At 59.0% G+C, this 12078-nt stretch carries 12 protein-coding genes; 3 read left to right on the top strand and 9 right to left on the bottom strand.

The annotated features are described in order from the left end of the window. Positions 1-94: 94 nt before the first annotated feature. The 9 genes from FHT92_RS16560 to FHT92_RS16520 form a co-directional block, all read right to left on the bottom strand. On the bottom strand, positions 95-508 hold the full coding sequence (locus FHT92_RS16560; RefSeq protein WP_183827119.1) for a curlin: 414 nt from the start codon (positions 506-508) through the stop codon (positions 95-97). A gap of 167 nt (positions 509-675) precedes the next feature. Continuing rightward, positions 676-1074: a curli-like amyloid fiber formation chaperone CsgH gene (gene csgH, locus FHT92_RS16555; RefSeq protein ID WP_183827116.1), complete on the bottom strand. Its 399-nt coding sequence runs from the start codon at positions 1072-1074 to the stop codon at positions 676-678. Between the two features lie 61 nt (positions 1075-1135). Next, entirely contained in the window at positions 1136-1573 is a 438-nt protein-coding gene (locus FHT92_RS16550) for a curlin (RefSeq protein ID WP_183827113.1), read from the bottom strand. 471 nt (positions 1574-2044) lie between these two features. Further along, positions 2045-2791, bottom strand: a complete 747-nt coding sequence (locus tag FHT92_RS16545; RefSeq protein ID WP_183827110.1) for a ribonuclease activity regulator RraA — start codon at positions 2789-2791, stop codon at positions 2045-2047. Between the two features lie 21 nt (positions 2792-2812). Then, positions 2813-3976: a mandelate racemase/muconate lactonizing enzyme family protein gene (locus FHT92_RS16540; RefSeq protein ID WP_183827107.1), complete on the bottom strand. Its 1164-nt coding sequence runs from the start codon at positions 3974-3976 to the stop codon at positions 2813-2815. 33 nt (positions 3977-4009) lie between these two features. Next, on the bottom strand, positions 4010-5107 hold the full coding sequence (locus FHT92_RS16535) for an ABC transporter ATP-binding protein (RefSeq protein WP_183827104.1): 1098 nt from the start codon (positions 5105-5107) through the stop codon (positions 4010-4012). Positions 5108-5118: 11 nt separating this feature from the next. Beyond that, on the bottom strand, positions 5119-6009 hold the full coding sequence (locus FHT92_RS16530) for a carbohydrate ABC transporter permease (RefSeq protein ID WP_183742266.1): 891 nt from the start codon (positions 6007-6009) through the stop codon (positions 5119-5121). Next, the gene (locus FHT92_RS16525; RefSeq protein ID WP_183742269.1) at positions 6006-6965 is read right to left on the bottom strand and encodes a carbohydrate ABC transporter permease; all 960 of its coding nucleotides are present in this window, start codon (positions 6963-6965) and stop codon (positions 6006-6008) included. Before FHT92_RS16525 ends, FHT92_RS16530 begins: the two co-directional genes overlap by 4 nt. Before the next feature lie 75 nt (positions 6966-7040). Beyond that, entirely contained in the window at positions 7041-8519 is a 1479-nt protein-coding gene (locus FHT92_RS16520; RefSeq protein ID WP_183742271.1) for an ABC transporter substrate-binding protein, read from the bottom strand. A 201-nt stretch (positions 8520-8720) separates the two neighbouring features. Here FHT92_RS16520 and FHT92_RS16515 point away from each other — a divergent pair, with 201 nt between their 5' ends. From FHT92_RS16515 to FHT92_RS16505, 3 genes are read left to right on the top strand one after another with little or no spacing between them, the layout of a single operon-like run. Further along, positions 8721-9431 (top strand): GntR family transcriptional regulator, encoded by a 711-nt coding sequence (locus FHT92_RS16515; RefSeq protein WP_183827476.1) that lies wholly within the window; start codon positions 8721-8723, stop codon positions 9429-9431. A 54-nt stretch (positions 9432-9485) separates the two neighbouring features. Continuing rightward, positions 9486-10652, top strand: a complete 1167-nt coding sequence (locus tag FHT92_RS16510) for a mandelate racemase/muconate lactonizing enzyme family protein (RefSeq protein WP_183827102.1) — start codon at positions 9486-9488, stop codon at positions 10650-10652. Between the two features lie 53 nt (positions 10653-10705). Then, a complete protein-coding gene (locus FHT92_RS16505) occupies positions 10706-12067 on the top strand; it encodes a mandelate racemase/muconate lactonizing enzyme family protein (RefSeq protein ID WP_183827099.1) in 1362 nt (453 codons plus the stop codon). Positions 12068-12078: the final 11 nt, after the last annotated feature.

The raw sequence follows: 12078 nt of genomic DNA, 5'->3' as shown, positions 1-12078 counted from the left end.
TCTAGGTGATGGGCATTGCGTTTGCCTGCGAAAAAAGCGGCGAATAGTTGTTGCTGAAACAATGTAACGTCGTCTTTAGACTGTTGGATCTGCCTTACCAGCCGTAGCTGAAGGTGGCACCGCTGCCATTATCCCCATCCTGCACCACGTCGGTTTCGGTATTTCGCCCATACTGGAAAATCCCGTAGGCATTGTTGTTGCCGTTCTGCCGCAAGGTCGCGGAATGACCACTGCCCCGCTGCTGGATGAAGCCGAGGTTGCGATGGCCAGCCTGAGCGATACCAGCCGCGTTACCTCTGCCCAGCTGCCGGATGTCGGCGTCTTTCAGGCCGCGATAGAGCGAATAGACGCGCAGCCCTGTTGAAAAAAGATCCGCATCCTCGGCATTATCAGGCGCGAGGTTGAACGAGATCCGGCCGCCGGCATGGGCTGGTGCAGACAAGGCTACTTGGCCGAGGCTCCCGGCAAGAAGAGTGACGGTAAGGATCTTAAATACGTTGCTGGTCATCCTGATCTCCATGTTCGGCTGCCTGAGCCGATGATCAACCTTGGCATCTTGCAGCTGAACCCAGTCGGAATTTCCCGTTCAGTTGTCGTTCAGTCGTTTCGACCCGAAAGCAAAAGGACGCCGGAAACCGGCGCCCCTTTAGGAAAATTACAGCGTGCGGAGGCCGATTAGTCGCCGCCGATCTGCTTCGTGCAACTGAAACTCCTATCCTGAATGACAACGTCCAGTGTGGCTTTGTATTTTGCTCCTTTCGAGTCGAGCGAGACTGAACCAAGGATTGCCGTATGTCCCTTGATGGCATCAAAATCGCCACTCTGGTTGATCGTGGAGCTTCCGCCTTCTCCCAATTTTTCGACATGGAAGGTGTACGCCCCCCCGACACGCTTGTCGGCGTGGAGGAGCGCATCCAGTCTCACCATACCTGCGCCAGGCGTTGCTTTGATTTCGCAAAGCTGCGCCCCGTCAGATTGGTTGGCAGTCGTCGTGGCGGCAACCGCGCCGACGGGAAGCAGGACCAGCGCGAGGATCGTCATCGCGCAGCGCGGATGTTTGATGCTATTTGGCATGGTCGTTTCCCTTGATGGTCTGCTGTTGCGATACTGACCTCTTTCACGTCATCGCAGTCGCTTACGGGCAGGCCTGGACGAAGGCCGCGACATTGCCGTTGCCGCCCTGGCTGACATTGGCGTTGCAGCCATGGCCGACTTGGACGCCAGCGGCGATGTTGCCATTGCCGTCCTGCGTAAGGATGGTCGTATGGCTGGAGCCAAATTGGCCGATGCCCGCTACGTTGCGGTTGCCGTTCTGATAGGTGGCGCCATAGTTGTCGTTGCCTTCCTGGCCGATAGCTGAAAGATTGTGACGACCATATTGATGGCCAAGAACGCGATTGTAGTCACCGTTCTGGTAGGTTCTGATCCGGTTTCCGTATCCTTCTTGCGCCCCACCGGCAGAGTTCGACCAGCCATATTGTTCGATACGAACATCATTGGCCATGGCGGGGGCTACGGCGGTGATGCCCACAAGTGCGACGAGGGTGGTTGCCATCATAGATGTACGGATCATGACTATGTCTCCTCAGGCGGATAAGACCGCGGTTGAACGGCTTTCTTCTAGTCGCTCCCTTCGGAACGGAAGCTGAAAGCATCATTCAGTCGGGGTTCATTCGCGGAGGTCGGCGTCCCATCTTGCGGCCAGATCGGCCCCGTTCAAATTCAATGCCCATCGTCGTTTTCGGTTGGCCATTTTCACATGCCGCAGCAAATGCGCCGGCCGGCGATTGCAACCCGCTGCGTCGCGAGTGCGAAACAACCCGAACAGCCACAGGCCCTGACTGAGGAACCACGAGATCTTCCGCCCGCTGCGAGCACGCCACCGATCTGGTTTCAAGTGGACGCCATGTAAATTTCAAATCGGCACACATCGATTTTCAATCAGTCAATGCAATAGCCGGCGGCGAAATTCGACTCCGTGTTTTTTATGTAGACGCCGGCGATACATCAGAAAGATCGCCGCCCGCCCAGGGTAATCCGTCGGCTAAGTTATTCCCGGGCGTTTTGTTTTGCGCCACTCTTCGTATTCTGCGCGGGCATCCTCATGCAGCGGATAGTAGCGCTGCAACGACCCACCCTCCATAAGCTTCAGCCGAGAGAACTCCTCCCAATCGTGATGCTTTTGCGATTCTTCGATAACTTTTGCGGCCATGGCGACCGGAAGAACCACCACCCCGTCGTCGTCGGCGACGATGATGTCGCCGGGGATGACCGTGACACCGCCGCAGGCAATCGGAACGTTGACGGCGTTGGGATAAATGCTGGTCTGCACATGGTAGTTGGGTGTCCAGCCACGCAGCCAGAGGGCGAGATCGAGCTTTTCGACATTGGGCCGATCGCGCATGCAGCCATCGATCACGATACCGGCGCCGCCTCTGCCTTTGAAATAGGTCGACATCATATCGCCGAAGACGCCAGAGCTCATGTCGCCGCGCGCGTCGACCACGACAACATCGCCCTCCTGCGCGTGATAGAGCACGTGCCGGTGCAACTGCGTCTCCGGATCGGCATATTCTCCCTCATTGAAAAGGTCCGGCCGCTGCGGCAGGAATTGAAGGGTGAGCGCCGGGCCGACGATCGACTTCCCACGGCTCTGGGCCACTGGACCGACCATGTGCGGATTGCGGAAACCCATGTGGCCGAGCGTACCGGCAATGGTCGCGGCGCCGATCTCCTTCAGCGCATCGATCAGCTCTTTGGGCGGTCGCGTGATATCGGGCGTATGCGTCATTTTAGGCTCCGGTGGATGAAACTACCAGTTTGTGACAGAACCGTCGCGGCGCTTCAGGTGAGGCGCTTCCCAGAAGCGAAAGCTCTGCGCCTTGACCGCTTCTTCGTTGACCTCGACGCCGAGCCCCGGCAGGTCGCTCACCGGATAATCGGGGCCGTCGAGCCGTGGTTGCACAGGGAAGAAGTCGGAATTATCGAAGCCGAGCTTCGCCTCGGGCGCCCTGGTCTCGAGCCAAGCGAAATTCGGCACCGCGGCGGCGAGATGGATAGTCGCAGCCGTGCAGACTGGACCAAGGGGATTGTGCGGCATCAGGTCCACATAGTGCGCCTCGCTCCAGCCAGCGACCTTCATCGCCTCAGTGAGCCCGCCAACGTTGCAGACATCGAGCCGATTGAACTGATGGATGCCACGCTCGATATAGGGCAGGAACTGCCACTTGCTGGCAAATTCCTCGCCGATGGCGAACGGGATGTCCGTCATCTTGCGCAGGGATTCGTAGGCCTCGGGTGTCTCGTCTCGTATCGGCTCCTCGAGGAAATCAAGCACACCGCGGCCGAGCTTGTTGCAGAAGCTCGCCGCCTCCGCCGCCGACAGCCGATGATGATAGTCGATGCCGAGGACGACGTCGTCGCCGAGCACCTCGCGTGCCTTGTTCAGCATACGTGCGGTAGGCCCGATCGACTCGCGCGGCTCAAAGATGTCGCTGCTGCTTTGCCCGATGGGGAAGAAGCGGATGGCCTGCCACCCTTCTGCACGGAGTTCGCGAGCTCGTTCGATGGCAACATCGCCCTCGGCCTCGTCGCCGGTGGAGGCAAAGGTCGGAATGCGGTCGCGCTGCTTGCCGCCAAGCAGTTCGTAGGCAGGCACGCCCAGCGCCTTGCCCTTGATGTCGTGGAGGGCAATATCGATGGCGGAAATCGCCGCCTGCAGAACGCGGCCGCCTTCGAAATATTGGCTGCGATAAACTTCCTGCCAGATCCGTCCGATCTGCATCGGGTCGCGGCCGATAAGGAACTCGCGATAGTGCTCGATCGCGCCGGTCACGGCCTTCTCGCGACCGCTCAAGCCACTCTCGCCCCAGCCGAAGATGCCGTTGTCGGTCTCCACCTTGACCAGCATCTGGTTGCGCGTTCCTACCCATACCGGATAGGGCTTGATCGCCGTGATTTTAAGCTTCGCAGTCATAGACGCCCTCGTTTCACGCGCATCCGCCTGGTCTTAGTTGGCCTTGAGGGCCATTTCCGTTTCGCCGTCGAACAGATGCATCCGCTCCTGATCGAACTCGAGCCAGATCTGTTCGTCGGGCGCGACGGCAATGGTCGGCGGGACGCTGACATTGACGATGGCGCCGGAGAGAAACGCCTGTACGAAAGTCACGTCTCCGGTCGGCTCCACCGTGTAGGCCTTGGCAGGGACGGTCCCAGGCATCGCACTCTTGTGCAGCCTGATCGTCGAGTGGCGTGCGCCGAGCACGATTTTCCTGCTGGTTGCCCTCGTGACCTTCTGGGCGTTTTTTTGCGAAAGCTCGAGGCGCCAGCCCTCCGCGCTGGTCAACACCGTCTCGCCGCCTGCCGTTGATGCCTCCAGTGGGACAAGGCTCATCGCCGGGCTGCCGACGAAGCTGGCGACGAACATGTTCACCGGATGGGCAAAGACCTGCGCCGGAGTATCGTATTGCTGCAGATAGCCGCCGTTCATCACCGCCATCCTGTCGGCCATGGTCACGGCTTCGAGCTGGTCATGCGTCACATAGATGATCGTCGCCTTGAGGTCCTGGTGAAAACGCTTGATCTCCGAGCGCATCTGCACGCGCAGCTTTGCGTCGAGGTTGGAAAGTGGTTCATCCATCAGAAATACTGCCGGATCGCGAACGAGGGCACGGCCGAGCGCTACGCGCTGCTGTTGCCCGCCGGAAAGTTCGCGTGGCTTGCGCTCGAGCAACTGCGTCATGTCGAGCACGCGCGCTGCTTCCCTGACCTTCTTGTCGATCTCGTCCCGCGGCAGTTTGCGCATCTGCAGCGGGAACGCCAGATTTTTGTAGACCGATTTCTGGGGATAGAGCGCGTAGTTCTGGAACACCATTGCGATGTCCCGGTCCTTGGGGTCAAGGTCGTTGACCACTCGGTCGCCGATGACGATGTCGCCCGATGTGACCGGGATGAGCCCTGCGACAAGATTGAGCGTGGTTGTCTTGCCGCAGCCTGAAGGGCCGACGAGCGCAACGAATTCGCCGTCATTGACCGTCAGCGAAACATCGTTGACAGCTTTGAAGGCGCCATAGGTCTTGACCAGATCTTTGAGGACCACGTGGGCCACCGGCAACTCCTCTAGTGCTTGACCGCGCCTTCCGTGAGGGCGCGTACGAAGTATCGTTGAAGAACGAGGAACAGGACCACGACGGGCACGCTCATCATGAAGCTTGCCGCCATCAGGCCCGGAAAGTCCGTCGTGTTTTCCGAGAAGAAGCGCTGGATGCCGACCGGGAGCGTCAGTTGCTCGTTCTTGGACAGGAACGTGTAGGCGTAGATGTACTCGTTCCACGCGCCGATGAAGGAATAGATCGCCGTGGCGATGATGCCTGGCGCCGATAGCGGCATCACGATCAGGACAAAGGCCTGGAACCGCGTTGCCCCGTCGATGCGTGCGGCCTGCTCGAGCTGTACCGGAATGTTGTCGTAGAAGCCCTTGAGGAGCCAGATTGCCAGCGGCAGGCCGAATGTGAGGTAGGTAAGGACGAGCGACCCATGCGTGTTTACCAGCCCGATCGCGCGCATCAGGATGAAGAGCGGCACGAGAAAGATCACTGCCGGGAACATGTTGCGGAGCAAGACGGCGAAGAACAGAAAGTTCCGGCCCGGGAAGGTGAAGCGCGAAAAGGCGTAGGCCGCAGGAACCGCCACAATCACCGAGAGGATGGTCGTGGCAGTGGAGACGAAAAGGCTATTCCAGAAGAAGCGCAGGAAGTCCTGGCCGACGCTGTTTTGGGGATCGAGCAGCTTCTGATAGCTCGCGAGGGTCGGTTGGTCCGGCCACCATTGCGGCGGGAATTGCATGGCCGCGAAGCCGGATTTGATCGAGGTGATCAGCATCCAGATCATCGGTAGCGCGGTGTAAAGGAGCATGAACACCAGGAAGATGCGTCCACCCCACCGCCACCCATCGATGCGCGCGAGGCGCCGCGCCTGACTTCGATGAGCAGTCTCGGCAATCGCGCTCATTCGCTTCCGTCCTTCCGTTCGTTACCGCTCAGCGCACGGACGTAGAAGTAGCCGAGCGACATCAGGATCAGGAACAGCAGCACCGAATAGGCCGATGCCACCCCCCAGCGCTGGCGGCCGAAGGCGAGTTCATAAATGTGGGTGATCCAGATATGCGATGCGTTCGATGGCCCGCCGCCGGTCATGATCCAGGGTATGATGAAGGAATTGAAGTTGGCCACTGCGAGCAGAAGGATCGTCACCGTCGAGACGTTTCTCAAGTGCGGAAAGGTGACGTGCCAGAACCGCTGCCAAGCATTGGCTCCGTCGACTTTTGCGGCGCGCAGCAACTGGTCGGGAACTGTCTGCAGGCCAGCCATCATCATGATCATGGCAAACGGAAACTCTCGCCAGATATTGACGACGATCAACGAGGGCAGCACCGTGCTGACGCTGTCGATGAAATTCGGCGGCCGATCCGCCAATCCGAGGCCGACGAGCACCGCGCCGATGATCCCGAAGTCCGAATGGTAGATCCACTTCCAGATATAGGACGCGGCGACCGCGCTGATGACCCAGGGAATGATCAGGATGGCGCGCAGGATGCCGCGGCCAACAAAGTCGCGGTGGAGCGCCAGGGCACAGGCAAATCCCAGGACAAATGAGATGAAAGTGGATCCCAGCGTCCAGATAAGAGTATTCGAGGTGACCTTCCAGAACACTGGACTTGTGAGGATGGCGATGTAGTTGTCGAGGCCGACAAAAATCTTGTCTCGAAGCTGCAGGCCAGGCGGAGTATTGAAGAATGACAGCTCGATCGTATAGTAGATAGGGTAGGCGATGACGATGAGCATCACCGCGATCGAAGGAAGCACATACGCGTAGTCCGCGCGATGCTCCCAGATCTTTCGCAGCACGCCGAACCTGTCGGGTTGCAGTCTTCGGCGCGCCTCGGCCTTGCCAGTCAAGATCGTCACTATGCCTGCCCTCGTTCTTCGGAAGAAACCGGCTGCGGTGTCGGCGCAGCCGGTCAGATCGTGGTCAGGCTTGGACTAGAGACCGCCGTCCATCAGGTCTTTGACCTTCTTGGCCGCGTCGTCCGCTGCTTGGTCGACGGTCATGGCTCCTGTCAGGGCATTCTGCAGCATGTCCGGGACGATGATATTCATGATCTCAGGCGACTGTGGCAGCGCCGGGAAGGGGATGCCGTATGGCAGCATCGAGGTCGTGACATCAAGGAACTTGATGCTATCAAGACGTTCCTTCATCCATTTGGTCTTGAAGCCGTTAAGGTTTCCCGGGTTAGAGCCGGCATAGGCCATCTTCAGCGACCATTCCGGGCTCGTCCACATGCAGATGATAGCCTTTGCCGCCGGCTCGTCTACCTTGCCTCCCTCGACATATTCGGGCTTCAGGATGTGAATGTTGGAGCCGCCGAACACGACGGCACGCTTGCCGTCGGGGCCTGTCGGAATCAGGCCGTAACGCATGTTGTCGATGACGGTCTGCGCCTTTTCCTTGTCGCTTCCTGTCGTCTTCTTCTGCAGGTCGAGCATGACGTTATAGTCTGACGGGTGCGAGATCATCATGCCGAGCTGGCCAGCCAGGAAGAGGGGCTGGTTATCGGCCTGCTGGTTTGTGAGCGCCGAAACCGGAACCGACTTGTCGCGAACATACATGTCGTAGGAGGCTTGCAATGCCGCCTTGCTTTGCGGGCTATTGAGCTCGACTTCCTTATAGGTCGGGTTGGCAGCAGCTTCGTCGAAGACGCCGCCGCCATAGGCCCACAGCTGTGGCATGAAACGGTACGGCGTATTGCCTGCATTCTTGCGTGCCACGAGGCCGTAACCTGCAACGCCGAGCTTGTCGTGGATCTGCTTGGAATATTTGACGACATCGTCCCAGGTTGCCGGAGCCTTGTCCGGATCGAGGCCCGCACGCTTGAAGATGTCGGCGTTCCAGATGAACGCCATCGTTTCATTATTAGTCGGAATGCCGTAGGTTACCCCCTCCCAGGTCACGGCCTTCATCGCACCGGGCCAGAAGTCCTCGGTCGAATAGCCTACATCCTCGGGTTTGAGCGGCTGCAGATAGCCCTTTGAGGCGAACTCGGTGCCACCCAGGATTTGCAGACGGACCGCCATGGGCGCTGCATTGCCAAGGAGCGCGGTCCGGAACTTGTCCAGCAGGTCATTATAAGTGAGGGCTTGTTCCTCAAGCTGGATGTTTGGATAGGTTTTGCGGAAGGTCTCGAAGAAGTCCTTGTAATACTGCCGCAGGAGGTCGGGATCGCCCTCGAACACGCCTTGGTACCAGAAAGTCAGTCGCCCCTTGTAGTCGAGCGGAGTGACCTTGCCGCAATCGCCGGCCGTGTCAAAATCCTGTGTGCCGGCGATGGAGCGAACGTATTCCGGCGACCATTTGCTTAAATCGACCGGCGCACCCAGCGCAGACGCGGACATCAACGATACCATTAAAGCAGTCGAAATGGTGCCGCGCAGGACGGCACGGCCGAGTGAAATCCTCGTCATAGGCAACCTCCCAGGTTCTCTCCCATGCCGCTCTGCGTCGAGCGGTCTTTGCTCCCGGCCGTGGGACTTTCCCCAATGTATCCCTTCGACCTGATCATACGTTTTCAGATCGAAGATTGTCTGTCAATGAGAGAAATCGTACATTGTTTCCGGAAAATTTGCATGATATCCGAACATTGTGTGTATTTACTGGGGGCAGTCTTGGCCGAAACAAGTGATTTTAAAGCGCAACCACCCGAAGGCATCGACGCTATGGGGGCCTCCAGCGAGGGCGCCTCGCTTTATCAACTGATCAGGGACGACATCATCGAGGGGCGGCTCGCTGCTAACGAGCGGCTTGTTGTCACCGATCTCGCCCGACGCCACGGCACCTCAACCAATCCTGTACGCGAGGCTCTGCAACTGCTGCGCGGGGAGGGCTTTGTCACCTTCGTTCCCAATCGCGGAGCGCGTGTGAGGCCCATAGATCAGGATTTTGTCCGGGACATCTACGAGATCGGGGTCTTGATCGAGCCGGCACTGACGAAATGGTTCGTGAATATGGCCACCGTCGAGGACATTGCTGAACTCGAACGCATCCAAGGCCTGATTGAAGAGAACAACTTCGCCGATCCGTTCAGGCACAGCGAGCTGGACACCGCCTTTCACACCGTCATGTACCAAAAGCACTACAACCGCCATGCCGCCGAACTTTGGTGGAAGCATCGCGAAGTGCTGCGAGCTGTGAGCCGGCGTTTCGACTTCACGCTCGCCCGGCGTGCCGCGATCCTGAGCGAGCATCGCGAGCTCATCGCGCATGTAAAAGCAGGACATGCGAACGAGGCAGCCGACCTCATTGCACGCCATGTCGAGGGCTCCGGCCGGCACATCCTCGAACACATGCGTGCGCGTAATGCCGCTCGAGCAGGATAGAATCCAGAACCCTCAGTATCGTTATCCCCACCAGTTCAGTTAAAGGCAGTTGAGATGAAAATCACCAGCGTTCGGCCGTGGCTTATCAAATCCGATGCTTCTTATTGGGGAGAGTTTTTGTTCGTCGAAGTGACGACAGACGAGGGGGTGAGCGGCTGGGGCGAGATCACCACCACGACAAGGCTCGCCAATCGTGCCCTCTGCACGATCCTGCGGCAGATCGGTGCCGCTATTGCCGGCGAAGACCCTGCGCGGATCGAGTATCTGTGGCACAAGATATTTCGCAGCTTCACCTACATGGGCAGTCGCGGTGCGGCAGTCGAATGCATAAGCGCCATCGACATCGCTCTCTGGGACATCCGCGGCAAAGTTCTTGGCAAGCCGATTTATGAACTCTTGGGCGGACCGGTACGCGATGAGGTTTCGCTCTACACCCATCCCGATCAGCGCAAGTTTACCAGCAAGGAGGCTGTGGTCCGGGAAATCAGAGACATCGTCGAGTCTGGCCACACTGCGCTCAAGTTCGATCCTTTCCCCCACCAGGGCCGCACCGCTGGCGGACAGGCTCGCGAGCAGCGGGATGGCTATCTCGATGGCAGCATGACCCGCAAGGATGAGCGCGAAGCCGCCGAGCTTACCGCCCTGATCCGCGAAACGGCAGGCCCCGATATCGACATCCTCATCGATGCCCATGGTCGCTTTGACGTCCCGACCGCCATCCGCCTTTGCCGGAGCCTCGAGGAGGCCGGTCAGATCGACTGGTTTGAGGAGCCCTGTCCACCAGAGAGCCTCAACGCGCTCAAGCAAATCCGTGAAAAGGTCAGCGCCGCTATCTCATGGGGCGAGCGTGGCCACACGAAGTGGGATTTCGTGCCTGTGCTCGAAAACAAGCTTGCCGACTACATCATGCCTGACGTCACCTGGACCGGTGGCATTACCGAACTCAAGAAGATTTCTGCCCTATGCGAAGCCTACTATATCCCGGTTTCGCCCCATGACGCCGCAGGCCCGATCAACGTGGTTGCGGGAGCGCAGGTGATGAAGACCGTTCCCAACTTCTACAAGCTCGAAACGTCGGAGTGGAACCTGGGCAAATATGATCACCTCATCGACAGACCACTCGATGTCTCGAACGGCAGCCTTAAGCTTACGCCCAAGCCCGGTCTCGGCGTTGAAATGAACCGCGACTACCTTCGAGATCACGAGATAGAGCTGGATTAGTCAGCGGCGCTCAACGCCACCCCAAATGCCCCCGACCAGAACGAGGATATATCATGCTAGAGGCAGATGGAGCCGACGAAGCGCTCAATCGGGTGAACACGCATTCCAAGCCGTCCGATCTTCGCATCACCGATATGCGGGTTGCCGAAATCGTCGGCGCGCCGTTCACCTCAGCGCTGCTGAAGATTTACACCAACCAGGGCATCGTCGGGCTTGGAGAGGTGCGCGACGGTGCCAGCGCCACCTACGCGCTGATGCTGAAGAGCCGGTTGCTTGGCGAAAACCCTTGCGACATCGACCGCCTGTTTCGCCGCATCAAGCAGTTCGGCGGGCACGGCCGGCAAGGCGGCGGCGTATCGGCGGTCGAAATCGCGTTGTGGGATCTTGCCGGCAAGGCCTATGGCGTTCCCATCTACCAGATGCTCGGCGGCCGTTTTCGGGAGAAAGTGCGCGTCTACTGCGATACCGACGCGACGGTGCCGAGCGGCATCGAGACCGGGAGACGTCTCAAGCAGCGCATGGAGCTCGGCTTTACCTTCCTCAAGATGGATCTGGGGCTGATGCAGATCGCCGATGTGCCCGGTGCGGTCGTGTTTCCGGCCGGCTCGCTGGAAGGATACCGCGACGACCCCCGTCGCGGACCGCTGAAAACCATTGAAGAGCGGCGCGCCCGCAACGCTAAGTACGATTTGCATAACATTCCGCACCCGTTTACCGGCCTGCACTTTTCCGACAAGGGCCTCGACCTGCTTGAGCAATACATCGCCGAGGTTCGTGAGGTCATCGGTATGGATGTGCCGCTGGCGATTGACCATATCGGCCATATCTCGATGCAGAACGGCATTCGCCTTGCCAGGCGCATTGAAAAATATGTCCCAGCCTGGCTCGAGGATGTGATCCCATGGCAATATACCGAGCAATACCGACAACTGCAGGACGCCACCACGGTGCCGATCTGCACCGGCGAGGATATATACCTCAAGGAAGGCTTCGAGCCTCTGCTCAGGAGCGGCGGCGTCTCCGTTATCCACCCTGATCTGCTCACCAGCGGCGGCATCCTCGAGACTAAAAAGATCGGCGACATGGCGCAGGACCGTGGTGTCGCCATGGCTATCCACATGGCAGAAAGTCCAATAGCGGCAATGGCCGCGGCACATGTCGCGACCGCGACCGACAATTTCATGGCGCTCGAATACCACTCGGCCGATGTCGACTGGTGGGACGACATCGTCACCGGCCTTCCGAAGCCGCTGGTGAAGGATGGCTTCATTACCGTTTCGGACAAGCCGGGCCTGGGGATCGACGATGTTGTCGATGAAGTGATCTCGCAGCATCTGCAGCCGGGCGCCAGCGGCATTTGGCTGCCTACCGATCACTGGGACGATGAATATTCCTGGGACCGCACCTGGAGCTGAGGCAAGAGGGA

It is taken from the genome of Rhizobium sp. BK377 (assembly GCF_014193935.1).
Taxonomy (GTDB): Bacteria; Pseudomonadota; Alphaproteobacteria; order Rhizobiales; family Rhizobiaceae; genus Rhizobium.
Note: the sequence above shows the minus strand (reverse complement) of the source record. Positions and strands in the feature narration are given on the sequence as shown.

Excerpts from the sequence above, each read along its gene's own strand:
- FHT92_RS16545 (WP_183827110.1), bottom strand. The coding sequence starts at position 2,791 with ATGACGCATACGCCCGATATCACGCGACCGCCCAAAGAGCTGATCGAT.
- FHT92_RS16520 (WP_183742271.1), bottom strand. The coding sequence starts at position 8,519 with ATGACGAGGATTTCACTCGGCCGTGCCGTCCTGCGCGGCACCATTTCG.
- FHT92_RS16510 (WP_183827102.1), top strand. The coding sequence starts at position 9,486 with ATGAAAATCACCAGCGTTCGGCCGTGGCTTATCAAATCCGATGCTTCT.
- csgH (WP_183827116.1), bottom strand. The coding sequence starts at position 1,074 with ATGCCAAATAGCATCAAACATCCGCGCTGCGCGATGACGATCCTCGCG.
- FHT92_RS16505 (WP_183827099.1), top strand. The coding sequence starts at position 10,706 with ATGCTAGAGGCAGATGGAGCCGACGAAGCGCTCAATCGGGTGAACACG.
- FHT92_RS16560 (WP_183827119.1), bottom strand. The coding sequence starts at position 508 with ATGACCAGCAACGTATTTAAGATCCTTACCGTCACTCTTCTTGCCGGG.
- FHT92_RS16540 (WP_183827107.1), bottom strand. The coding sequence starts at position 3,976 with ATGACTGCGAAGCTTAAAATCACGGCGATCAAGCCCTATCCGGTATGG.
- FHT92_RS16550 (WP_183827113.1), bottom strand. The coding sequence starts at position 1,573 with ATGATCCGTACATCTATGATGGCAACCACCCTCGTCGCACTTGTGGGC.
- FHT92_RS16530 (WP_183742266.1), bottom strand. The coding sequence starts at position 6,009 with ATGAGCGCGATTGCCGAGACTGCTCATCGAAGTCAGGCGCGGCGCCTC.